The organism is Xanthomonas graminis pv. graminis, from assembly GCF_030168915.1.
GTDB lineage: Bacteria > Pseudomonadota > Gammaproteobacteria > Xanthomonadales > Xanthomonadaceae > Xanthomonas_A > Xanthomonas_A translucens.
This window is the reverse complement of sequence record NZ_CP076255.1, coordinates 226014-250082: the sequence shown is the minus strand read 5'-3', so window position 1 is coordinate 250082 and position 24069 is coordinate 226014. Positions and strand designations below refer to the sequence as shown.

Annotated in this window: 18 protein-coding genes and 1 pseudogene; 6 read left to right on the top strand and 13 right to left on the bottom strand. The window is 68.6% G+C overall.

Going from position 1 to position 24069, the window contains the following annotated elements; translation table 11 throughout:
- Positions 1 to 41: 41 nt before the first annotated feature.
- On the top strand, positions 42 to 3761 hold the full coding sequence (locus KHF85_RS01010; protein WP_284568178.1) for an indolepyruvate ferredoxin oxidoreductase family protein: 3720 nt from the start codon (positions 42 to 44) through the stop codon (positions 3759 to 3761).
- Between the two features lie 577 nt (positions 3762 to 4338).
- Here KHF85_RS01010 and KHF85_RS01005 read toward each other — a convergent pair.
- The 5 genes from KHF85_RS01005 to KHF85_RS00985 form a co-directional block, all read right to left on the bottom strand.
- Positions 4339 to 5121 (bottom strand): hypothetical protein, encoded by a 783-nt coding sequence (locus KHF85_RS01005; RefSeq protein ID WP_284568177.1) that lies wholly within the window; start codon positions 5119 to 5121, stop codon positions 4339 to 4341.
- Positions 5122 to 5296: 175 nt separating this feature from the next.
- Positions 5297 to 5899: a DUF938 domain-containing protein gene (locus KHF85_RS01000; RefSeq protein WP_284568176.1), complete on the bottom strand. Its 603-nt coding sequence runs from the start codon at positions 5897 to 5899 to the stop codon at positions 5297 to 5299.
- Positions 5900 to 6045: 146 nt separating this feature from the next.
- Complete coding sequence (locus tag KHF85_RS00995; RefSeq protein ID WP_409976637.1) at positions 6046 to 6834, bottom strand: NYN domain-containing protein; 789 nt, start codon at positions 6832 to 6834, stop codon at positions 6046 to 6048.
- Positions 6835 to 7094: 260 nt separating this feature from the next.
- A complete protein-coding gene (locus tag KHF85_RS00990) occupies positions 7095 to 7910 on the bottom strand; it encodes an EcsC family protein (RefSeq protein ID WP_231104361.1) in 816 nt (271 codons plus the stop codon).
- Between the two features lie 111 nt (positions 7911 to 8021).
- Positions 8022 to 9431, bottom strand: a complete 1410-nt coding sequence (locus KHF85_RS00985; RefSeq protein WP_284568175.1) for an MFS transporter — start codon at positions 9429 to 9431, stop codon at positions 8022 to 8024.
- 408 nt (positions 9432 to 9839) lie between these two features.
- On the opposite strand from KHF85_RS00985, the gene KHF85_RS00980 reads away from it, so the two are divergent.
- The 3 genes from KHF85_RS00980 to KHF85_RS00970 all read left to right on the top strand — a co-directional run bounded on the left by KHF85_RS00980 (position 9840) and on the right by KHF85_RS00970 (position 11323).
- Positions 9840 to 10460: a lysozyme inhibitor LprI family protein gene (locus KHF85_RS00980; protein WP_284568174.1), complete on the top strand. Its 621-nt coding sequence runs from the start codon at positions 9840 to 9842 to the stop codon at positions 10458 to 10460.
- Positions 10461 to 10602: 142 nt separating this feature from the next.
- Positions 10603 to 10860 carry a hypothetical protein gene (locus KHF85_RS00975; RefSeq protein ID WP_284568173.1) on the top strand — a complete coding sequence of 86 codons (258 nt, stop codon included), beginning with the start codon at positions 10603 to 10605 and terminating at the stop codon, positions 10858 to 10860.
- Between the two features lie 67 nt (positions 10861 to 10927).
- Complete coding sequence (locus KHF85_RS00970; RefSeq protein ID WP_284568172.1) at positions 10928 to 11323, top strand: BA14K family protein; 396 nt, start codon at positions 10928 to 10930, stop codon at positions 11321 to 11323.
- Positions 11324 to 11506: 183 nt separating this feature from the next.
- On the opposite strand, the gene KHF85_RS00965 is transcribed toward KHF85_RS00970, so the two are convergent.
- The 3 genes and pseudogenes from KHF85_RS00965 to KHF85_RS00955 form a co-directional block, all read right to left on the bottom strand.
- Positions 11507 to 11971 carry a hypothetical protein gene (locus KHF85_RS00965; RefSeq protein ID WP_284568171.1) on the bottom strand — a complete coding sequence of 155 codons (465 nt, stop codon included), beginning with the start codon at positions 11969 to 11971 and terminating at the stop codon, positions 11507 to 11509.
- 88 nt (positions 11972 to 12059) lie between these two features.
- Complete coding sequence (gene trhA, locus KHF85_RS00960) at positions 12060 to 12722, bottom strand: PAQR family membrane homeostasis protein TrhA (RefSeq protein WP_409976636.1); 663 nt, start codon at positions 12720 to 12722, stop codon at positions 12060 to 12062.
- 148 nt (positions 12723 to 12870) lie between these two features.
- Positions 12871 to 13143, bottom strand: a pseudogene (locus tag KHF85_RS00955) (HigA family addiction module antitoxin).
- A gap of 180 nt (positions 13144 to 13323) precedes the next feature.
- Here KHF85_RS00955 and KHF85_RS00950 point away from each other — a divergent pair.
- Together KHF85_RS00950 and KHF85_RS00945 are read left to right on the top strand one after the other, a co-directional pair.
- Entirely contained in the window at positions 13324 to 15822 is a 2499-nt protein-coding gene (locus KHF85_RS00950) for a DEAD/DEAH box helicase (protein WP_284568170.1), read from the top strand.
- Between the two features lie 341 nt (positions 15823 to 16163).
- A complete protein-coding gene (locus KHF85_RS00945) occupies positions 16164 to 17279 on the top strand; it encodes a ribonuclease H-like domain-containing protein (RefSeq protein ID WP_345782173.1) in 1116 nt (371 codons plus the stop codon).
- 137 nt (positions 17280 to 17416) lie between these two features.
- Here KHF85_RS00945 and KHF85_RS00940 read toward each other — a convergent pair whose 3' ends face one another.
- The 5 genes from KHF85_RS00940 to KHF85_RS00920 form a co-directional block, all read right to left on the bottom strand.
- The gene (locus tag KHF85_RS00940; RefSeq protein WP_284568169.1) at positions 17417 to 19255 is read right to left on the bottom strand and encodes a M56 family metallopeptidase; all 1839 of its coding nucleotides are present in this window, start codon (positions 19253 to 19255) and stop codon (positions 17417 to 17419) included.
- A gap of 3 nt (positions 19256 to 19258) precedes the next feature.
- A complete protein-coding gene (locus KHF85_RS00935) occupies positions 19259 to 19645 on the bottom strand; it encodes a BlaI/MecI/CopY family transcriptional regulator (protein WP_228320807.1) in 387 nt (128 codons plus the stop codon).
- A 521-nt stretch (positions 19646 to 20166) separates the two neighbouring features.
- Positions 20167 to 21612: a hypothetical protein gene (locus tag KHF85_RS00930; protein WP_284568168.1), complete on the bottom strand. Its 1446-nt coding sequence runs from the start codon at positions 21610 to 21612 to the stop codon at positions 20167 to 20169.
- A complete protein-coding gene (locus KHF85_RS00925) occupies positions 21609 to 22787 on the bottom strand; it encodes a caspase family protein (protein ID WP_284568167.1) in 1179 nt (392 codons plus the stop codon). The genes KHF85_RS00930 and KHF85_RS00925 overlap by 4 nt, the downstream gene beginning before the upstream one ends.
- Entirely contained in the window at positions 22784 to 23968 is a 1185-nt protein-coding gene (locus tag KHF85_RS00920) for a hypothetical protein (RefSeq protein ID WP_284568166.1), read from the bottom strand. Before KHF85_RS00920 ends, KHF85_RS00925 begins: the two co-directional genes overlap by 4 nt.
- Between the last annotated feature and the right edge of the window lie 101 nt (positions 23969 to 24069).

The following is a 24069-nucleotide window of genomic DNA, read 5'->3' as shown; positions in this document are numbered from 1 at the left end:
CTGCGCCGCGCACGCGCCAGCCTTCCATCTCCGGGCACGCCATGAACCGCACTGCCGATCCGCGTCTGCCGTCTTCCCTCGCCGCACCGGCCGCCGACAGCGTGGATGGCGGCTATACGCTGGAGCACAAGTACACCCGCACCGACGGCCGCATCTACCTGTCCGGGGTGCAGGCCTTGGTGCGCCTGCCGCTGATGCAGCAGCTGCGCGACCGTGCCGCCGGGTTGAACACCGGCGGCTTCGTCAGTGGCTACCGCGGCAGTCCGCTGGGCGGCTTCGACCTGGAGCTGTGGCGCGCGCGCAAGCACCTGGACGCGGCCAAGGTGAAGTTCCAGCCCGGCCTCAACGAGGACCTGGGCGCGACCATGGTGTGGGGCACGCAACAGACCAACCTGTTCCCCGGCGCGCGCGTGGATGGCGTGTACGCGATGTGGTACGGCAAGGGCCCGGGTGTGGACCGCTGCGGCGACGTGTTCAAGCACGCCAACGCCGCCGGCACCTCGCGCCACGGCGGCGTGCTGGCGCTGGCCGCCGACGACCACGCCTGCCGCAGTTCGACCCTGCCGCACGGCTCGGAAGAGGAATTCGTCAGCGCGATGATGCCGGTGCTCAATCCGGCCGGGGTGCAGGACATCCTCGACCTGGGCCTGCTCGGCTGGGCGATGAGCCGCTACACCGGGCGCTGGATCGGCTTCAAGACCATCGCCGAGACGGTGGAATCCTCGGCCTCGGTGGAGGTGGATCCGTTCGCGCGGCAGATCGTGCTGCCGGAGGATTTCGAACTGCCGCCGGGCGGGCTCAACATCCGCTGGCCGGATCCGCCGCTGGACCAGGAGATGCGCCTGCACCGTTACGCGATAGGCGCCGCGCAGGCCTTCGCCCGCGCCAACGGCGTGGATCGCACGGTGATGGATTCGCCGCACGCGCGGCTGGGCATCGTCACCACCGGCAAGAGTTACCTGGACGTGCTGCAGGCGCTGGAATACCTGGGCCTGGACGCGCGCGCCTGCCGCGACATCGGCATCCGCGTATACAAGGTCGGCATGACCTGGCCGCTGGAGCCGATCGGCATTGCCGCGTTCGCGCAGGGCCTGGACGACATCGTGGTGGTGGAGGAGAAGAAGGCCTTCATCGAGCGGCAGATGAAGGAGCAGTTCTACAACTGGCCGGCCAGCGCCGGTCCGCGCCCGAGCATCGTCGGCAAGTACGACGAGGCTGGCGAGTGGATCCTGCCGTCCACCGGCGAACTGACCCCGGCGACCATCGCCGCGGTGATCGGCAAGCGCATCCAACGCTTCTTCAATACCGAATCGATCGAGCAACGGCTGCGCTGGATGGAGGCCAAGGAAGCGGAAATGGCCCTGCCGCGCGCCAATTTCCCGCGCGTGCCGCACTACTGCTCCGGCTGCCCGCACAACACCTCCACCGTGGTGCCGGAGGGCTCGCGCGCGCTGGGCGGGATCGGCTGCCACTACATGGTGACGTGGATGGACCGCTCCACCGACACCTTCACCCACATGGGCGGCGAAGGCGTCACCTGGGCCGGGCAGGCGCCGTTCACCGACACCCCGCACGTGTTCCAGAACCTGGGCGACGGCACCTATTTCCACAGCGGCTCGCTGGCGATCCGGCAATCGATCGCCGCCGGCGTCAACATCACCTACAAGATCCTCTACAACGACGCGGTGGCGATGACCGGCGGGCAGCCGGTGGACGGCAGCCTCAGCGTGCCCGACATCGCCCGGCAGATGCGCGCCGAAGGCGTGCACAGCATCGCGCTGGTCAGCGACGACATCGGCAAGTGGACGCGGCGCCGCGAACTGTTCCCCAGCGAGGTGGAATTCCACGACCGCAGCGAGCTGGACGCGGTGCAAAAGCGCCTGCGCGAGGTCAAAGGCACCAGCATCCTGATCTACGACCAGACCTGCGCCACCGAGAAGCGGCGCCGGCGCAAGCGCGGCAAGCTGCCCGATCCGGCCAAGCGCGTGCTGGTCAATTCGCTGGTCTGCGAAGGCTGCGGCGATTGCGGCGAGAAGAGCTTCTGCGTGTCGGTGCTGCCGAAGGAGACCGAGTTCGGGCGCAAGCGCCAGATCGACCAGTCCGGCTGCAACAAGGACTACTCCTGCGTCTCCGGCTTCTGCCCCAGCTTCGTCACCGTGCACGGCGGGCAGCTGCGCAAGGGCGGCAAGGCCGACGCGGCCACGCTGCTGCAGGACCTGCCGCTGCCCAGTTTCCGCAGCGACCTGAGCCAGCCCTGGAACATCCTGATCACCGGCGTCGGCGGCACCGGCGTGGTCACCATCGGCGCGCTGCTGGGCATGGCCGGACACCTGGAAGGCAAGGGCGCCAGCGTGCTCGACCAGACCGGGCTGGCACAGAAGGGCGGCGCGGTCACCACCCATATCCGCCTGGCGCGCCAGCCCGAGGATCTGCACGCGGTGCGCATCGCCGCCGGCGAGGCGGATCTGGTGCTGGGCTGCGACATGGTCGTGGTCAACGACTACTGGGCGCTGTCCAAGGTGCGCGGCGACCGCTCGCAGGTGGTGCTCAACACCTACGAAGCGATGCCCGGCAGCTTCACCACGCATCCGGACATGCAGTTCCCCGCCGCCGACATCGTCGCCGGCGTGCGCCTGGCCCTGGGCGGGCGCGAGCCCTTGCTGCTCGACGCCACGCAACTGGCCACCGCGCTGCTCGGCGACGCCATCGCCAGCAACCTGTTCATGCTCGGCTATGCCTGGCAACAGGGGCTGGTGCCGCTGTCGTACGCCGCGCTGATGCGCGCGATCGAACTCAACGGCGCTGCCGTGGCGATGAACCAGCAGGCCTTCGCCTGGGGCCGCCTGGCCGCGCTGGACCTGGCCGCGGTGCAGCAGGCCGCAGGCATGCCCGGCAGCGTCGCGACCGGGGCCGAATCCGCCGCGCAACGCCTGCAGCAACTGCCGCCCGGCGAGTGGGAAGGCCACGAGGGCGGCGCCAGCGCCGCGCCGCGCAATCCGCACAACGCGCGCCAGGCGCGCGACCTGCCCGCCGCCGGCGACGCCACCGACACCGACACCGACACCGACCATGCGCCGCTGGACGACACCCGCCTGTCGCGCTCGCTGCACGAACTGGTCGCGCGCCGCCGTGCGTTCCTGGTCGATTACCAGGACGCCGCCTACGCCGCGCGCTACGCCGCGCTGGTGGAGCGCGTGCGCGAGGCCGAGCAGCGCGTCGCCGCCGGTTCCACCGCCTTGACCGAGGCGGTGGCGCGCTACGCGTTCAAGCTGATGGCCTACAAGGACGAATACGAAGTGGCGCGGCTGTATACCAGCGGCGATTTTCAGCGCCAGCTGCAGCAGCAGTTCGACGGCGCCTATTCGCTGCGCTTCCACCTGGCGCCGCCGCTGCTGGCCAGGAAGGACGCGCAAGGCCGCGCGCTCAAGCGCGAGTTCGGGCCATGGATGTTCACCGCCTTCAAGTGGCTGGCCAAGCTGCGCGTGCTGCGCGGCGGCGCGTTCGACCTGTTCGGCTACAGCGCCGAACGCCGCGGCGAACGGCAGCTGATCGCCGACTACGAACGCACCGTGGGCGAGCTGCTGGAACGCCTCGGCGCCGACAACCTGGCGCTGGCGGTGGAGATCGCCAGCGTGCCGGAACACATCCGCGGCTACGGCCACGTCAAGGAAGCGCACCTGCACGACGCCAAGCAGCGCGAGGCACGGCTGCTGGCGACCTGGCGCAATCCGAAGGCGCTGCACATCGTGCAGGCGGCGTGATGCGGAGTCGGCCGCCGATCGCGCTGTTGCGATGTGCTGCGGCGTCTGCGCCAGGTGTCAGCGCTTGCTTGCTGGAGCGGCGTCCAGCGACCAAATGCGTCTTGCAATCCGCCCACGACTCCTGACATGCAGCGCCACGCATAAAGACTGTGGCAGCGACTTCAGTGGCAACGGGACTTAGCCGCGAAGGCCCCGTCGCGACTGAAGTCGCTTCCACAAGTATCAGCACTCAAGTGGCAGGGCTGGTCCGAATCCAGGAGCGACCGGCACAGCCTTGTGTGCAAGGCACCCGATTTCTGTAGGAGCGGCTTCAGCCGCGACCAGGCGTTATCGGCAAGTCCCGGTCGCGGCTGAAGCCGCTCCTACACGGACTGCGGATCGCCTGCCGGGTGCACTGTAGGAGCGGCTTCAGCCGCGACAACTTACTTCCGAAGCCGGAAGGCCCGCCACTGCGCTCGTCGCAACTGAAGACAGTCGCTCCTACAGATTGGACAGCAGGCATCAGCTTTCCAGGTCGGAAAGCACGCATCGCCAGGCATCGGGCGGCACGCTTGCCCTGGCCTGGCGATGCGCCGGTTCAGGCCCGCGGATCCGGCGGCGTGCCACGACCCGACCCGTGATAGCGGTCCGAATGGAAGGCCTCGCGCACCGCTGCCTTGGCCTGCGCCCAGGTCAGCCGCGAACGGTCCTTGGCGCGTTCCCAGCCGCTTTCCAGATCGGTCTCCAGGCGCTCGTCCCAGTCGCGGCCCTGATGGCGGCTGCGCGCCTGCACGCCGTAGCGGTAGGCCGGACGGTAGTCGTCATAGCCGGCATCGGCATCGCGGTAGTCCACGCTGTCGAAGCGTTCGGCGTAGTAGCGGTCGCTGTCCTCGTAGGTGCGATACGTGGTGTCCGCACGCTGCCAGGAATCGCGTGCCGCCAGGCGCGCATCCTCCCACTCCAGGCGCGAGTCGCCGCGGCGCGTGCCCCAGTCGCGCGACAGCTCGGTTTCGCTCTCTTCCCAGCTGCGGGTCGGATACTGCTCGCGCGCCTGCAGGCCGAGGCCGTACGCGGCCGCGTAATCGCGCTCGTAGTCGTAGTCGGACTTCACGTAGTCGCGGTTGCGGTATTCCTCGCGCCAATACTCGGCTTCGCCAGTGGGGTCGATGCGTTCGGCCACGCCCTTGCCCGCGGCCGCACCGGCGACCACGCCGACCGCGGCGCCGATCAGCGTGCCGAGCGGACCGAACACGGTGCCGGCCAGCGCACCGGCGGCGACGCCGCCCGCGGCGCCGCCGATGCCGACCCCGACCGGATGCGAACCCGGCGTGCCGGAGATGGGATCGCGATTGAGATCGCGTGCTTCGTTGCTGCTGCTCATGGGAACGCTCCGCCGTGATAAGGATCACCGGCCATCTGCATCGGCCCGTGGTGATCGCACAGTGGCGAAGGTCCGGTTAATCCCCCGTGCCACCGGGGTGAGCGCGCGATGAGGCTGCGCCCGGGTCCCGTCACGCCTTCGCAACGACGGCGGCTGCGAGCGCGCGGCGCGTGCCTCAGCCGCGCCGCCACACCAGGCAGCGATTGTTCGCCGGCATTGCCGCATCCTCCTGCAGCAGCAGGCCCTGCGCCTGCGCCAGCGCGGCGACCGCCTCGACATCGCGGATCCCGCTCGCAGCATCGCGCGCCTTCAGCCAGGCGTCGAACACGCGGTTGCTGTCGCTGCTGAACGTGCCGCCGTAGTTGAACGGCCCATACACCGCCAGCATGCCGTCATCGCGATCGGCCAACAGCGTGCCGACACCGGCGAAGAACGCCTGCACCGCGGGCCAGCCCATGATATGCAGCGTATTGGCGGTGAACCCCGCATCGTAGCCGGCGCTTGGCCATGGCCCGTGCTGCACGTCCAGCGCCAAGGCCGGCGGCGTGTTCGGCAATGCCGCCGCGTCCAGCCAGTGCGCGATGCCGGGCAGCTGCTCGGCGCGCTCGCTGCATTGCCAGGTCAACTGCGGCAGCGCGGCGGCGAAATACACCGCATGCTGGCCGGTACCGCTGCCGATCTCCAGCACCTGCCGGCGATCGGCGAAATGCCGCTGCAGCACCTGCAGGATCGGCGCGCGATTGCGCTCGCAGGAGGGCGCGTAGGGTTTGTCGGTCATCGTCATGTCTCAGCTGCGCGCGCTGCAGCGCAGGGTGTCGGAGGGCTCAACTGCGCGAACGCACGAAGATGCGCTTGCCGCTGCCTTCGTTGCCGCGCTCCTCGAGTTCGAACTGCGCCGACAGCCGGCGCAGCAGGTCGCTCAGCTTACTGCGCCGACAGCCGGCGCAGCAGGTCGCTCAGCTTCTTGTGCCCGTACAGGCGCGGATCGAAATCCGGGCGCACCTTGTTGAGATAACTGCCGACGCTGCCGAGCCCGGCCCAGCCCTGGTCGTCGGAGGCTTCCTCGATCGCCTGGCGCAGCAGTTTCAGCGGTGCCGACAGCGGCGCGGCCTTCGCATCGGCCGGCGCGGCAGGGGCGGTCGCGGTCGCTTCAGGCCTGGCCGCCTGCGCGGCCTGCGGCGCCTTGCTTGCCTTGCGCGCGGGCTTGGCGGCGGGCGTTGACGGCTTGGACGGTTCGCTGCTGGCGGCCTCGCTGCGCAGCACTTCGGTGTAGATGAACTTGTCGCAGGCCTGCACGAACGCGTCCGGGGTCTTGCGCTCGCCAAAGCCGTACACGGTCGGCCCCTCCTCGCGCAGGCGCTGCGCCAGGCGGGTGAAGTCGCTGTCGCTGGAGACCAGGCAGAAACCGTCGAAACGGCCGGTGTACAGCAGGTCCATCGCGTCGATGATCAGCGAGCTGTCGGTGGCGTTCTTGCCGCTGGTGTAGGCGAACTGCTGCACCGAGCTGATCGAATGCTTCAGCAGCGCCTGCTTCCACTGGGTCATGCGCGTGCTGGTGAAGTCGCCGTAGATGCGCTTGACGCTGGCCACGCCGTACTTGGCCACTTCGGCCAGCAAGCCTTCGATCACCGACGGTTGCGCGTTGTCGGCATCGATCAGCACCGCCAGGCGCGGCTGGTCGTCGTCGGTCTCGGATCTGGAACGGGTTTTCATGGCGGGGCCCTGCGTGGAAACGAAAGCGGCGGCAGCGCCGCGCTGGCACGCTGCGGCGCCAGCTGCCACTGTGCCACTGCGGGGCAGCGGCGGCCAGTCTGGGGCGATGACGAACGCATGGCCCATGCCGTCCCCTGCATGCAGCTCCGCTTTGCGGCGCAGATCGACCAGGCGCGAACGAGGGAGGCGACAGGGCTCCGTTCGGCTACCCGCGTGCCGGTGTTGAACAGCAGCGGCGGGAAGCGAGCGGCTGCGCTGGCTTACGCCGACGCCGGCAACGCCTCGTACGCCTGCCGCACCGCGACCTCGCCGTAGCGCCGCTCCAGCCGGCGCACGATGAAGTGGCCGCGCGCCATCGCCTGGAAGTGGGACATGAATACCGTGTTGAGCAGCGCGCCGCTGGCCGCGCCGACCAGCGGCACCGCCTGCGCCGCCAGTTTTTCGCTGACCGTGATCGAGAACTTCGCCGCGATCCGCGACATCAGCGACACCAGCGCCGGCGCGCCCTTGCTGCCGATGCCGTGCGCGGCGACGTATTGCGCGGCGGCGCTGAGCTGTTGCGCCATCGCCGTGCGCACCGCGAAGTAACCCGACTCGCTGCCGTCGTCGCGCGCGCTGCGACCACCGTGCGCCAGCACTTCCAGGCAGGCCAGGGTGGTCGCCGGATCGTCCAGCCGCTCGCCCTCGGCGCGGGCGATGTCGGCGATCGAACGCAGCATCAGCGTGGTGGTCAGCGGCAGCTCCACCAGCAGCCCGGGCAGGCCGAAGAAACCGCCGGCCGCGCCGGTGGCGGCCACCGCCATGCCATGCAGGCGCGGCCGCGCCGTGCCCGGCGCCTGCGTGCGCAGGGTCAGCAGCGCCGAGCGCAAGGCGATGCGCAGCGCGCGCTGGCTGACCGCGTCGATGCGCGAGGACAGCGCCTTGGGCAGGCGCTTGCTGAGCAGGTCCTCGATCGGCGCGCCGACGGTATTGGCGATCTTCGCCGCCAGGCCGGGATGTTCAAGCAGCGCATGCGCCTGGGCCAGATCGCGGTGGTCGGCGGCATCCATGGCGGGAACGGGGAGATTGGAGGTCATGGCCAGGAGTCGTGGCGTGGGAGCGCACAGCATGCACCGGCCGCCGCCGCAATGTTGTCGAGGGCAGATGACGAACGCGGGAAAGCCGGTACGCGGCCGCTCGCCGCGGCCCTAGCCCGCGATCTGCTCCAGGGTGCGGTTGCGGGTGCGCGGGCCGAACACGCCGATGACCACGGCCACCGCCAGCAGGCTGGCGACGATGAAGGCAAGCACCCCGCGGTTGCCGGTACGCTCCAGCAGCAGGCCGATCAGCAGGCTGCTGCCGGCGGTGGACAGGCGACTGAAGGAATAGCAGAAGCCCACCGCACGGGCGCGCAGCGCGGTCGGGAACAGCTCGGCCTGGTAGCCGTGGTAGGCGAAGCTCATCCAGGCATTGCAGAAGGTGATCGCCGCGCCGCAGGCGATGATCGCCAACGGCTGGGTCTGCCAGGCGAACAGCGTGCCGAACAGCACCGCGCCGAGCGCCGACCACACCACCTGCCACTTGTTCTCCCAGCGTTGGGCGCCGCGCAGCAACAGCAGCGGTGCCAGCGGATACGCCAGCGAGATCGCGAACGCATAGCCCAGTCCGTGCACGCTGTCGGCGCCTTGCGCCGACAACAGCGTCGGCAACCAGTTGCCGAAGCCGAAGAAGCCGATCGCCTGGAACACATGGAACGCCACCAGCATCAACACGCGGCGCCGGTAGGGCGCCTTCCACAACGCACCGAAACGCGGCTGGGTCGCAGCGCAGGCGAGCGCTGGTTCGATCTGCGGCGTGTCCAGCGCGCGGCCCAGGTCGGCCGTACAGCGTGCTTCCAGATCGCACAGCACGGCATCGGCCTCGGCATGCCGGCCCTGCGCCGCCAGCCAGCGCGCCGATTCCGGCAGGCGCCGGCGCAGCCACCAGATCGCCACCGCGAACATGCCGCTGAGCAGCACCACCCAACGCCAGCCGCTGACCCCGAACGGCGCATGCGGCACCAGCGCCCACGCGCTCACCGCCACCGCCGGCACCGCCAGGAACTGCACGAAGAACACGAACGCGAAGGCCGACCCGCGCATGTGCCTGGGCATCAGCTCGGACAGGTAGGTGTCGATGGTGACCAGCTCGATGCCCAGACCGATGCCGACCACGAAACGCCACCCGATCACCCCCAGCGCCGTGCTCTGCAGCCCCATCGCCACGGTCGCGGCGGTGTACCAGAGCAGGGCGAAGGTGAACACCGGGCGGCGTCCGAAGCGGTCGGCGAACGGACTGAGCAGGCTGGCGCCGAGAAACAGGCCCAGGAACGTCGCCGAGGCGAACGCAGCCTGATCGGCGATGCCGAACACGCCCGCCGCGCCGGTGGCGAAGATGCCGTCGCGCAGCAGGCCCGGGCTGATGTAAGCGGTCTGGAACAGGTCGTACAGCTCGAAGAAGCCGCCCAGCCCGAGCAGCGCGACCAGGCGCCACAACGTCGCCGTCGCCGGCAGGCGATCGATACGCGCGGCCACCCGTGCAACGGGATCGTCGGAAACAGCGGCAACAGGGTCGAGCATGGGCAGGCACCGGTGGAAAGGGTCGCCGACAGCCTCGGCTGTCGGCGAGGGCGCATGCTTACCGATTGTCCGGCGCAAACGCCAGCGCGAATGTCGGAAAGTGCCGACGCCTGCCGACCGGCGTTCAGCGGAACGTCGGCTTGCGGATCTTGCGTGGCGCCAGCCAGCTGGCGCAGCAACGGCATGTCCTGCTCGCATTAAAAGGTCGGCGGATCGGTGCACTGCAGCGCGCCGTGCAGGCACAGGCTGAGGATGTCGCGCGGCGCCCGCGTCTGGAGTGGCGTCACAAGCAACCGTTCGGTCACGGGAGGCTTTACCCAGCCAAGGCCAGGTTGCGGACGCAGGCCGAGGGCGTCGCAGCCGTGCACAGTGTTGCGTTGCGATCGCGCGCGCTACGCCGACCTGGCCGTGACCTTCGCTATCCTTAGCAAAACATTAACCGCACCCTTGTTAAAGCTGTGCACATCAGGATCAGCATCGGCAGAACGGGGAGGACGTATGCAAAGCAAGGGAAACCAGCGCCGCTGGCTGTTGTGGATCGTGTTGCTGGCCGCGGCGGCCGCCAGCGCCGAAGCCAGCGCGCAGCAGGATCAAGCACAGCAACAGATGCAACAGCAACAGCAACAGCAACAGATCCAACAACAACTTCAGCAACTCCAGCAACTGCAACAGCAGCAACAACCGTCGGCAAACCCCAATGCGCCCAAGGGCTTGTCCGCCGCCTATCTGGACTGCCGCAAGCAGGCCAGCGGGGTGTACGACCAACAGCGCTGCATCGAGCGCGAACGCAGAGCGCAGGAAGATCGCATGGCCCGGGCCTACGACACCCTGCGCTACCGGCTCAGCGGCAGCGACAGGGCCAAGCTGATGGACGCGCAGTACACCTGGCAGCAATCCGATGCGCAGGCGGGAGATCTGGACAAGGCGCTCGGCGGCGGCGGCCAGGCAGCCGCCTTGCAGCGCGCAGAAGCGGCGCTGGAGCGGATCAACGCACGCGCCAACGAGCTGGAAAAGTACGCACGTCGCTGACGTGGTAAGCGCATGTGCGCATTCGCCGCGTCTGCGTGTGCGGCGGCGCCGCTCAGCTCGTCGCCCTTGTGCGCAATGCAACCCGGCGTTGATGGAGGATTGGTCTGCGCACGATTGCAGCCATCCGCAGCGGGGGGAGTCCATGCACACAGACGCCATCGCCCTGGGCGACTGGCACGATGGCCCAACGTGCCCGCCGCCGGCACTGGTGGACGGGCCCCTGCGGCACGCGCTACCGGTGCCGCAGGGGTTCGGCACCGGCACGGCCGCCGGCTTCAGCGCATGCGAGCGCCGGGAAGCGCCGTGGCCGTGCGGACTGAAATGCCGAGCAGGCGTGGCGGCAGCGATGACCCGCCGCGGCCGCGTCGTGCGCCAGGCGGCGGCCGGCATCACGGCGTGAGCGTACCGGTGCGCGTAGCGTCGGCACCGGATCGCACGCACTGCGTTACCCGCCCATGGAGAATCGAATGAACAAGATGCTTGGAGTTGTGCTCGCTTGCGCCCTGGCCGCCGGCCTTCCCGCCGTTGCAGGCGCCGACCAGGTCCCGCCGCAGGACCGCCACGACGATGGCCGGCGCCACGACGACCCGCCGCGGCCGGGCCAACTCGGCCACGATCGCCGCGACGCCCCCCGGCATGACGATCGGCCCGGCGACCACCGCAGGGACGATCGCCCGGACGACAGGCGCTATGGCCGCTGGGATCCCAAGTGGGGTCCACGCCCGGGCAATCCCCCCGCGCACCGGTCGCGGCACGACGATTGGTATCGCCACGTGCACACCTGTCAGCAGCGCTACCGTAGCTACGACGCGCGCACCGACACCTTGGTCACGCGCGGCCGCCGTGTGCGCTGCACGCTGTAAGTAGCAGGTGCCTGCCCGCCCCGCTGCGCACGCCGCGCAACAGGGCGGTGCAGGCGTGATGCCGGATCCGCGCAACGCGGGGGGCCCGGACCGAATCCCGAATGCAGCGGCGCGATCGGCCACGGGATAGGGGTACCGGCCGGCGAGCCGCTCAACCCGACCGCAGCACCCGCCGGGACACGCTCACGGCTTGTCCGCGCACTCCGCGTTCTGCGCATCGCAAAACTCTGCCGCACGACGGATCTGCGCGTCGCTCAACGGCGCTGGGCGGGCGATGGCCGGCTGGACCTGGTCCGGCGCGCCGGTGAGAGTGTGCAGGCCCTTGGCGACCTTGCCGGCAACGTAATAGATGCCGAGCGCGAGGTAGCCCCCGCCCTGGCTGACCTGCTCCACCGAGGGCGGTGGCCGCCAGTCCTTGTCGAAGCGGCTGGGTTGGGCGCTGACCGGATTCTTGAAGCGGTAAAGGTCCAGCGGCTGCTCCTGGTCCGGCGGCAGCGCGCGCACTTCGTCGAGGGTCTGGATGTCCTGCTGCGGCGGGCTGGCCACGGCGGGTGCGGGTGCGGGATCGGGGGCGGCCTGCTGGGCATGCGCATGCGCGACCACGCCAAGCAGCGCGGCGGCAACGACGGAACGCACGGCATTGCTCATCGAGATCGGTCCTTTCCCAGGCATACCCATTGCAGATGCCGAGCTTACGGTTGCCGGCTGAACCTCACCAGCGCCGCGCCGCGGACGCTCAGGCCGCCTGCAACGGCTGCAGGCACAGCCAGATCGCGCACCAGTGGCTCAGTGCGCCGCCGAGCACGTGCGCGTGCCAGATGGCGCGGTTGTAGACCATCGACTTGCGCACGTAGAAGCCCACGCCCACGGTGTAGAACATGCCGCCAGCGGCGATGCACCACAGCACGGCGCTGTCCAGGTTGGCCATGAGCGGCTTGATCGCGACGATGCCGGCCCAGCCCAGCAGCAGGTAGATCGCCACCCAGAAGCCCTTGCTGATGCCGGGCAGGAACAGTTTGGCGAACACGCCGAACAGCGCCACGCCCCACACCGCCAGGGTCATCGACCAGACCCAGGCGCCGGACAGCGCCAGCACGAACAGCGGCGTGTAGGAGCCGGCGATCATCACGAAGATGCCGGCGTGGTCGAGCTTGCGCAGGAGCGGCTGGCGCTGCGGCGGGGCGAAGTTGTAGGCCGCCGAGCAGGCGAACATCACCAGCATCCCCAGCGCGTAGACGCAGGTGGCCAGGAGCAGCGCGTGGTTGGCGTGGGGGCGCCAGATCAGCATGGCGCCGCCGACGATGGACAGCAGCAGGCCAGCGGCGTGCACGATCAGGTCGGCGCGGCGGGCGCCGGCGGTCTTGTAGTGAGCGGCGATAGCAGGGGCAGGCAGGGACAAGGCGAGTCTGCGGCGCGTCGGGGGACGGCGCCGCTGCGCTAGGGGGGAGCACAGGATACCCGCTGGCCGCGACGATCAGGTCAGCGTTGTCGGTCTGCGCGCGCCGTCGCCGTCCGCCATCGCCAAGGCGGCCACGCACCTGCGTGGGCTACGCCGCGATGCGCGCGATCTTGCACGCCTGCGCGCCCCAGCGCGCGCCGTGCCTGTTCCAGGTCGTGATCGGCCTGCAGGCAGAGCCAGAAGCGCTCGCTGGTACCGCGCGCGGCCGCCAGCCGGATCGCGCTGTCGGCGCTGACGCTGCGCTTGCCCAGCACGATCTCGTTGATGCGGCGCGCGCCAGTGCATTCTGGCTGATGCCCAGCGGCGTCAGGAATTCCTCCAGCAGGACGTCGCCGGGATGGATGTTGGGCAGGGTTTTCATCGCGCTTCGCTCGATCGGTGCGCCTCGGCGCATGCTATGCCCAAGGCGATGGCTTGCGCGCATGCCGCCAATTCCCGCGTCTTCTGAACGCGGTCAGTCGGTGCGTTCGCATCCGCAGTGTCGTGTCTCATACCCTGAGACGCGTTTCCGCTTCCCTGTCCCGCTTTGAGAGCCGTGCCGATGCCCGCCCACGCCCTAGCCCGCCGCACCGAGGACGCCGAGCGCGCCCTGTCCACCACCGGCGGCGAGCCCTCGCGCGACGGCGCACTGCTGACCGAGCGGCTGGAGCGGCGCTACCACGACCGCATCACCGGCAGCTTCATGCTCCCCGGCCGCGCGGGCCGCTATGCGCCGATCCCGGACGACGTGCCGGCGGCACTGGTCGCGGCGCTGAAGGCGCGCGGCATCGCGCAGCTGTACAGCCATCAGGCCGAGGCCTGGGACGCGGCGCAGCGCGGCGAGCACGTGGCCATCGTCACCCCGACCGCCTCGGGCAAGTCGCTGTGCTACACGCTGCCGGTGGTGGCCGCGGCGATGACCGCACAGGCCAAGGCGCTGTACCTGTTCCCGACCAAGGCGCTGGAGCAGGACCAGGTGGCCGAGTTGCTGGAACTCAACCGCGCCGGCGAGCTGGGGGTGAAGGCCTTCACCTTCGACGGCGACACCCCGGGCGATGCGCGCCAGGCGATCCGCCTGCACGGCGACATCGTGGTCAGCAACCCGGACATGCTGCACCAGGCGATCCTGCCGCACCACACCAAGTGGGCGCAGTTCTTCGAGAACCTGCGCTACGTGGTGATCGACGAGATCCATACCTACCGCGGCGTGTTCGGCAGCCATGTCACCAACGTGCTGCGCCGACTCAAGCGCATCTGCGCGTTCTACGGGGTCAACCCGCAGTTCATCCTGTGCTCGGCGACCATCGGCAATCCGCGCGCGCACGCCGAGGCGCTGATCGAGCAGCGCGTGCATGCGATCACCGAATCCGGCGCGCCGTCCGGCGACAAACACGTGCTGCTGTGGAACCCGCCGGTGGTCAACGCCGACCTGGGGCTGCGCGCGTCGGCGCGCTCGCAGAGCAACCGCATCGCGCGGATCGCGATCAAGAGCGGACTGAAGACCCTGGTGTTCGCCCAAACCCGGCTGATGGTGGAGGTGCTGACCAAGTACCTGAAGGACATCTTCGACCACGACCCGCGCAAGCCGCCGCGCATCCGCGCCTACCGCGGCGGCTACCTGCCCACCGAACGCCGCGAGGCCGAGCGCGCGATGCGCGCCGGCAGCATCGACGGCATCGTCTCCACCTCGGCGCTGGAACTGGGCGTGGACATCGGCGCGCTGGACGTGGTGGTGCTCAACGGCTACCCCGGCAGCGTGGCCGCGACCTGGCAGCGCTTCGGCCGCGCCGGGCGCCGCCAGCAGCCGTCGCTGGGCGTGCTGGTGGCCAGCTCGCAGCCGCTGGACCAGTACGTGGTGCGGCATCCGGACTTCTTCGCCGATGCCTCGCCCGAACACGCCCGCATCGCCCCGGACCAGCCGCTGATCCTGTTCGACCACATCCGCTGCGCCGCGTTCGAGCTGACCTTCGTCGCCGGCGAGGCGTTCGGCCCGGTGGATCCGGCGGTGTTTCTGGAAGCGCTGGCCGAAAGCGACGTGGTGCATCAGGAAGGCGACCGCTGGGAGTGGATCGCCGACAGCTACCCGGCCAACGCGGTGAGCCTGCGCTCGGTGGCCGACGGCAATTTCGTGGTGGTGGACAAGACCGACGGCAAGCAGCAGATCATCGCCGAGGTGGACTATTCCGCCGCCGCGCTCACCCTGTACGAGGGCGCGATCCACATGGTGCAGAGCACCCCGTACCAGGTCGAGAAACTGGACTGGGACGGGCGCAAGGCCTACGTCACCCGCACCCACGTGGACTACTACACCGACAGCATCGACTTCACCAAGCTCAAGGTGCTGGACCGCTTCGACGGCGGCGCGGCCGGGCGCGGCGACAGCCATCACGGCGAGGTGCACGTGGTGCGACGCGTGGCCGGCTACAAGAAGATCCGCTACTACACCCACGAGAACATCGGCTACGGCCCGGTCACCCTGCCCGACCAGGAACTGCACACCACCGCGGTGTGGTGGCAACTGCCGCAGGCCACGCTGCTGAAGGCGTTCGCCGCCAAGCAGGACGCGCTGGACGGCTTCCTCGGCGCGGCCTACGCACTGCACGTAGTGGCGACGGTGGCGGTGATGGCCGACGCGCGCGACCTGCAAAAAGCGGTGGGCGACGGCGACGGCGCCTGGTTCGCGATGGCCGACGCCAAGGGCCGCGGCCAGCTGCGCGGCGGCGACACCGGCGAGCCGGTCGGTGCGGAGCTGCAGCAGTTCGTGCCCACCGTGTACCTGTACGACAACTTCCCCGGCGGCGTGGGCCTGAGTGAACCGCTGTGGCAGCGCCAGGCCGAGCTGGTGCAGCGCGCGCGCGAACTGGTGCAGCGCTGCGACTGCGTGGCCGGCTGCCCGGCCTGCGTCGGCCCGGTGCTGGCCGCGCAGGAGGACAGCGCGACCACGCCGAAGGCACTGGCGCTGCAGGTGCTGCGCCTGTTGCTGGACGGTGGCGCGGCACTGGACGAGGAAACGACCGCGATCGACAGCGAGCTGGATGCGCTGCCGGAGTGGAGCGCATGAGCATCGGCCCAGAGCGTCCGTGGGCATTGCGCCTGTTGCCGCAAGGCGTGATGCTGGATAGCGCGTCGAGCGCCGTCGACGTCGATCTCCACACGCTCACGGAGCGGAGCGCATGAGCGTCGGCTTCAGGCATCCGTGCAGGTTGCGTTTGCTGCCGGAACGATCGGTGCGCAGCAACGCATCGAACCGATCCACCGATGCCAGCGCGTTGCCGGGGTTGAGCGTATGAGCGTTAGGCTGGAACGTCGGTGCGCATCGCGTTTTCTGCTGCAACGGGTAGTGCCGCAGGACGCATCGATCGCAGTCCATGCCGGTCCCGCAGCATTGTCGGCGTCACGCGCATGAGCATCAGCCTGGAACGCCTGCGCGCGCTGCGCAAGCAGGCCGGCGATGCGAGCGTGGACGCGCCGCGTCCGTCGACGCCGGGCGTACGGCCAAACAGCCCTGCCGGTGCCGGAGGTGCCAACGCGTCGGTACCCGTGCCTGCAAGGGCAGCCGCGCCCGCCAGCGGGTCCACGCTGCTGCGCAAGCCACCACGCGACACCGTTGCAGCGCCCATCCCACCCGCGTCACGCACGCCGTTGCCTGCGCACCGCGGCGACATCGCCCTCGCCGTGGCGCCGCCGATCGCGATCGAACCGTTCGACCGGCGCGGCGCCGACGTCGCCGCGCTGCGGCGCCTGCTCGGCATGCGCGAGCGCGCGGTGGCGCCGGCCGTGGCGCCGCGCAAGCCGCAGGCGGCAGACCGCCACCTGCCCGGCGTGGAGATCGCGCCCGGCCTGCACCTGATCGAAGCCTTCCTGCCGCAACCGATCCCCGCCGCCGCGCTCTCGCTGGCCTTCGCCCGCCGCGAGGACGCGGTGCAGCCGTCGGACCTGCTGTTCTTCGACACCGAGACCACCGGCCTGGCTGGCGGCACCGGCACCCGCGCCTTCATGATCGGCGCCGCCGACTGGTTCCTGCATCCCGTCGAAGGTCCCGGCCTGCGCATCCGCCAGCTGATGATGGCCACGATGGGTGCGGAGAAGGCCATGCTCGAAGCGTTCCGCGCCTGGCTGGCGCCGAGTACGGTGCTGTCCAGCTACAACGGCCGCTGCTACGACGCGCCGCTGCTGAAGACCCGCTACCGGCTGGCGCGCAGCGCCGATCCGCTGTCGGCGCTGGACCACGTGGACCTGCTGCATCCCACCCGCCGCCGTTACCGCGGCACCTGGGAGAACTGCAAGCTGTCAACCATCGAACGCCAGCTGCTGCGCATCGTGCGCGAAGACGACCTGCCCGGCTCCGAAGCGCCGGCCGCATGGCTGAGCTATTTGCGTGGCGGCAGCGCGCGCAACCTGCGCCGCGTCGCCGCCCACAACCACCAGGATGTGGTGACGCTGGCGCTGCTGCTGCAACGCCTGGTCGCCGCCGAGGCCGAAGAGCGCGAAGTGGTGCCGTTCGCAGAAGCGCCATAGCGCAGCCTACAACGCCCCTCTCCCCCGGGAGAGGGCTTGGGGTGAGGGTCCGCCGCGAAAGCGGCTCGCGCTCCCCTGCCCCCATGCTGTCGGCATCCGCGACGACGATCCGCGCGGGCGCCGCTGCGGGGAATCGCTCAGCCGTCGATCGGCGTGGCCAGCCCTTGCGCGATGGCCTGGCGGATCAACTGCTCGGCCTGCTGGCGCGCACGCAGGCTGGCGTCGGCCTGCTGTTTGCCCAGTTGCGACTGCTGCAATCCGAGTTGCGCCTGTTGCCTGGCCAGGTCCTGGATCTTCTTGCCCAGTTCCTGCCGGCGCAGTTGCTCGGTCGCGCGCTGCGCCGCCACGCGCTCGATCTGCGCCTGGCTGGCGGCGCCACGACTGACGGCGACCACCGCCTCGGCCTGGCGCGCAGCGCTTTCGGCCATCTGCGCGCTCAGTTCCGCCATGCGCTCGCCCAGATCGCCCTGGCGCTCGCCGAGATCGCCTTGCTGGTCGCCCAGCTCGGCCTGCGCATCGGCCAGGTCCAGGGTCTGTGCGTGCAGCGCCTGGAAGCGCGCCAGCGCCGCCGGATCGCGGACCACGTAGCGATGGCCGTCATGCCGGAACCACAGGATCTCGCCGTCGTCGCCGGCCAGGCGACGCGCTTCGCGCAGGTCGTCCAGCGAGGCGTCCATCAGGTTGTGCCCGTTCTGCACCAACACGTAGGCATCCTGGTCGTCGTGCTGCGAGAGCGAAACGCGGCCTTGGCTGAGCAGCGGCGCATCGGCTTGCAGCGGTGCAACGGGAGCTGCGGGTGCGGCTGGCGGTGCCGCAGCCGCAGGCACAACGGGTGCGGGCTGCGCCAGTACGCTCGCCAGGATCGGAACCGCCGGCGCTGGCACCGCGGGTACAGTCGGTGCAGCGGCCGGCGCAGCCGCCGCTGCCGCATTCACCGGCGCCGGCTTGGCGACCAGGCGCAGCGGCATCACCCCGGCCAGCGCGATCGCGGCGGTGATCAGCCCGGCGCCCAAGCGCGAAAAGGAGGCGGTGCTCTGCAGCATCAGCAGCCGCCGCTTCAGGCTGACGAAGCTGGGCGAGGCGCTGGCCACCCCGGCCGCCGGCCGTGGCGCCACGCCCAGTTGCACCAGCAAGCGCGCGTAGTTGTGCCGGCAGTGCCGGTGCCCGGCGACCACTGCCGCATCGCAGGCCGCTTCGCGGGCCAGCGCGTATTCGCGCAGCGCCAGGTGCACCAGCGGGTGGAAGAAGAACAGGTGCTGCGCCAGCGCCGGCAGCAGGCCCCACCACAGGTCGCGGCGCTGCAGGTGCACCAGTTCGCGGGTCAATGCCATATCAAGATCGTCGGCGTGCATCGCCGCCAGGCGCCGTGCCGGCAGCAGCAGCGCCGGCCGCCACGGCCCGATCAGCTGCGGCGAATCGATCTGCGTGGACAGCCGCAGCTGCGGCGGCTGGCGCAGGCCGTGCGCCTCGGCGGCCAGACGCAGGGCGCCGAGCAAGGCGGCATCGCTGCACGGCGCGCTAGCCTGCACCAGGCGCCGGCTGGCGCGGTAGGCATGCCCGCTGCGCAGCCCACCGAGCAACACGCCCGCCAGCCACAGCGCGGCCAACGCCTGCGCCCAGGACCACGGCGCGGCAGAAGCGGCCTGCGGCGTCGTGGCGTGCGGCGATGCGGCCGTCGTTGCAGTCGCAGTGCCCGCGACCTGCAGCGATGCAGCCGGCAATGCGGTCGCGGCAACGGCGGTCTGTGCCGGCGCGGCAGGCAACACCGGCAGGTGCAGCGCACCGGCCCAGAGCAGGCCGAGCACGGTCTGCACGCCGACCAGCCACCACAAGCGGCAGCGCGTGGCAGCGGGCAGCGTCGGCAGCCAGCGGCACAGCGCCCAGATCGCCGCGACCAGGATCACCGCCTGTACGCTGGTCGCCAGCAGCCGCGACAGCAAAGTCTCGAACAACGTCGTGCCGAAGATCGTGTCCATGCCTCAGTCCTCCCGCCGCTGCGATTGCAGTTTGGCCACCAATGCCTCGAGTTCGGCCAGTTCGTCGTCGCTGACCTCGGCGCGCTGCGACATCCACGCCACGAACGGCGACACCGAGCCTTGCAGGGTCTTCTCGACGAAGCTGCCGACCGCGCTGCGCACCACGTCGTCCTGCCCGGCGGTGGCGGCATAGCGGTACACGCCCTGCACCTGGCGCCGGCGCAGATAGGCCTTGGCGCGCAGCCGCTCCATCATCGTCAGCACGGTGGAGCGGGCCAGCCCGCGGGTCTCGCCGAAACCGGCGGCGACCTCGCCGACGCTGGCCTCGCCCTGTTCGCCGATGTACTGCAGCAGGGCCAGTTCCTGATCCCCGATCGATTTGCGTCGCATCCGCCCACCCCAGTGACTACACGTGTCGCCAAACGTACCCATGGCGACACGTGTAGTCAATCGGCCGTCGGTCATTGCCTTGCTTGCGCGACAGGGATGGTTTGTTGGTTGCGGTAGAAGGTGAGAATTGGGCTTGGTTCGCGAGAGCGATTATTAGGCAGAAGTCGAGAGCGGAAACCTATATAGGGGCCTCACAGTTTGTCATCTTGCGCACTGTTCAAGAGCCGTGTCACGCCTCGAAGTTCTACGGCTCTCGTGCCCAAATCGAGAGCGTGAGTGGGAATAACCTCTTGAAACATCACAGCTAGGCATCGAGGACTGCGAGTAAGCGCTCAACCACGTGGCCATCTCGAGGCCATCTCGATGCTCTCGGCTTAGCGCGCGCAGGGCTTGGGAACGAACTCGGCTGCGCCGCGCAACCTGCTGACGGTTCAGCGGCACGGCTTGAGCAGAAGCGGCAGGCACCGCACGCGCCCCATAGCGGGCTGGTGCAGTTCTATCCGTTTCGCTGAAATAACGCGCTACCTAGCCACGCTTCCCAGCAGGAATTCGTCGTCGTCTTGTTGACGTCGTTCCCTCCGAGGATTTCCCGCCGCCGCGGGGACCGATTCAAGCGAGCGAATGAGCGAGAGTCGTGGGACGGCTGGCGCGATACCAAGTTGGATTCCGGTTCGGGGCAATTCCTCAAGCAGCTCGGTCGCGAGCCTTAAGCTGTTGTCCAAGGCCAGCCGTGACTTGGTCAGCTGCGGGATGATCTGCCGCCGACGAGGCGCCCTTGGCATGCCGGCCCACCGCAGTGCATCAGGCTCGCCCGGGTGGCGCCCATAGAAGCTGGTGGTCGCGCCCGCCCAGCCTTTGGCGGCACCAAGCGCTTGGACCTTGCGGAAGGCCTCCGGGTCAGATTCCATCAGCGTGTTGCCTAGCAGCGAGGCTGCTTCTTGGAGCAGGTTGACGCCCTCCGTGAAGACCGGCCAGCCGTGAGACAGGCTTTCGCGCAGGAGCTTGAGCGGGTTGAACTCCGCCGTGTGCGTGCTGCTTCCCTCACGAAGCAGTCTGGCGCAGTGCACGATGGCGGTATCGGGCATCCAAGAAAAGTAACGCGACAGGTTTTCGAACCACTCCAGCGGGACATGCATAGTCGCGTCGACGCGCAACAGGAAGTAAGCGGCGGCCACGGCCCCCGTCGGATCGTCGAACTTCCGGCGAAGCAGATCACGCGCGACCTGCACCGGATCGGCGACCGCGTTCATGGAGCGGATCGCGTCCCGGGACAAGAACTCGAGTAGCGTCTCGGCGCCGGAGCGGAAACCTGTGACGACGACTTTAAGTTCGTCCGCTCGCGGATCGCGTGAGTCCTTTGGCGTGATTAGCACCCGCGCACGACCGTTCCCAGGCAGTGCGATAAAGCGCCACGTGACGCTGGATCCACCGAGCTGCATCAGCCAGTTCGACGCGTCCAGTTGCAGGTCCATCTGCCACGCCGAGCGGCTGCGGTGCGCCTCCACGGGTTTCACGGACACGTGCTTCCACTCACCGTCGTGATACTTCCACAGGCGGAGCCAGACCTTCGCGAACTCGTCCATGCCGAGGTCCAGGTCAGTTTGCGTACTTGCTAGACGACTGCGCGGGTTGAGCTTGGGAATTGCCCAGGCCGACCATTCGTTGGCCGATACCTCTACCGGCCTGAATGACAAGGAATAGTGGCCCATACCCTTGTTTGGCGTATCGCTCAGGTCCAAGCGTTGCGTCATGGTACGGCCGGAAGGCCAGGTCAGCCGCACGAACGCAAGTTTCACTTCATCGGGCACGCTCAACTTGCACTGATCTCCAGATCGTAAAGAGCCGACTGCCAGCACGGCGCCTTCGGCGTCCAGCACTTTCATTGGGAGGGCTGCACCCGGATCCGCATGTTGGTTGAGCATGTGATCATCGGTCGGATAATCTAGCAAGACGACGATGTGCTTCATGGCTCCGACTTCATCGTGAACAGGTATATCGGGGGAGACAACTCTTCGTCCGCATGAACTAGCTGGGGCAGGACACCGGCCGGGTCCAGCGCACCGACCTCGTAGATGCCACGCGGAAGCTCCACCTTGAATACCTGATCTAGCAGTGTCTGCGCGACTCGGTTGTTCCCTTTGGGCGACTCCAAGTACAGCTCGTACAGCGCCCGTCGCTGGCTGGGCGCGAGGTCCAGGCGAACCTTTACCTTGGGCACGATCGTCCGCCTCATCAACGGCACCATAAGCCCGGTGACAAGTTGCTCTAAGACCTGTCTGCCGTCGCCGGCATCCGCCAGGTCGGGATCATTCTCAGCAAGCAAGGTGCGAATCGCCACCGCGAGATTGTCACCATCGACGGCCCAGGTCTGCTGACCTACGTCCTTGGTGCCACAGTAGCCCGACAGCGCGCAGATAAGCGCGGAGGTGAACCTCGACACCGTGTAGCCCAGCGGCGCGAACGCAAGGTCGCCTTCGCCCGTCGCGTGGATCACAGTGACATGCTTGCGCGACACGTCTCTCCCGAGATCGGCTGGCAGCAGCGGCTGTGGCTGTGCCCCCAAGGACATTGCCAGGGCACGCGGGATTTTCCGGCAGGCGTCGATGAAGAAGAAGGCGGACCCGCGAATCTCCCGTTCGACGGCGCGGACCGTCAACGACACGTTAAAGGCCTTTGTCCAAGGCTGCCCCGCGTGGCCGAACTCCTGCGCCAGGAGATAGTGGTCGGAAACCATCACGCCATGGCCACAGAAGTAGAAGATCCCGACGTTGTCGGAATGGCCTTTCAGCCGAGCTAGCCAGTCCTCGAAGGCCCGCTGGATAGCGTCCTGAGTCGCCTCAGCGAGCGCGATAGAGCCGTTGGGCGTGTCGATGACCACCGGTTGCTCGGCCGATGCGAGTCCCTCGATCGACGCCAGTGGCGCGTCCGAGTTCTCGAACATCCCGGCGCCGGAGACGGACGACAGGAACCAGTCGATCAAGGCCTTGGCCGAGACAGGCGGTGATTCCAACTGCCCGAGCCCCATTGGCTCCGCGGTGAGATTGGCCGTCCCGCCCAGCAGATGGGGGTACTTCCCCACGCCGATGGCCAAGACGTGCGTACCGGGCTGGCCAACTGCTCCTGTATCCAGCAGCACGGTCACGGGGTGCCTGCTCCGGCAGCGGGATTTGTCTCCTTGAGCCGTGCAGCCAGGCGCTTGTAGAAGCTGGGGCGCAGGAAGTAGCCGCCATGAGCCCCCAGCGTGCTGTAGCCGGTGTCGAAGCTGAAGTCAGACATAGCATCCACGACCGGCGCCAGTTGGTAGCTCAGAATGTCGTTCGTGTCGAACACGTTGAGCCAGCGCTTAATCCCCTCGGGGCGAGCGACATGATCGGTCTTCAGATTGGCCGGGATATTGCGGTCGCTGACCTTGTAGAGCTTCATCTCTTCGAACAGGCCGACCTGGGAGCCGACCGTGATCAGACAGTCGATGCTCAGGGACGGGGCGAAGTAGGTAAGGATGTCGTAGACGATCTCGCCGCCGAAGCTATGCGCGACCACGATGAGCTTGTCGTCCTCGGTGCGCTTGGCATGGGCTTCGCGCAGCGCCTTCAAGACGGTCGTGACAATCGGACCTGGTGCATCGACGGTGCCACGGCTATTTAGATAGACGAACGCATCGCCCGCAAAACGGGTGACGGTGGCATTGAGCTTTTTGCGCAGTAGCAGGCCGGCGACCTCGGTCGTGACGTCAGGCGCGGCGTTGAACAGGCGCGAAGCACCTTCCTTGACCGAGTCGAGGATCTTGCTCCCGGGGCCGAAGCTCTGTACCTGGCTGGCCTTGGACGCGCTGAGGAGCTGGTCTGCAAAGTTCTTCGGCCCGGCAGTGGCGACCCAGCTCGGATGTGGGTTCGCCTCGGCATACTCGCTCGCAAGCTCGTAGGAGCGCGCCAAGTATCGCGCCTCGTCTTCGGTGGTCGCGCCGGCCATCGCCGAAGCGTAGAGCAGATCGACCGCGGCGGGCAGGTTTGTCTTGGCCAGGGCGAGCAGATCGCCCTCTTGGTTCGACTCCGCGAGCAGGCCGACCACCCGGCCGCGGGCCTTGGCTTCCTCGTCGGCCCCAAAGGCCTGGAACTTCGTGGTGGGGTTCGGGAGCACCGCCATGTTCCAAGCGAAAGTAACGCCGAACTCGCCCCAGTACGGGCTGGTGACGGTGAGCTTGTCGGCACTCAAGCCGAGCGCTGGCGCCACGTACTCTCGCAGGAATCCATCCCGCGCCTTCTCGTTTTCTCGGTAAGCGTCGCCGTCTCGATTGTTAACGCCGTGAACGAACACGATAGGCATGTCGATATCCCCGGTATCGAAGTCGCGTCCTGGAGCCTATTCCGGTCGCAGAGGTGTTGCCTACGACCATCTTGTCACGATCTTGAACTGGACCACCCAGC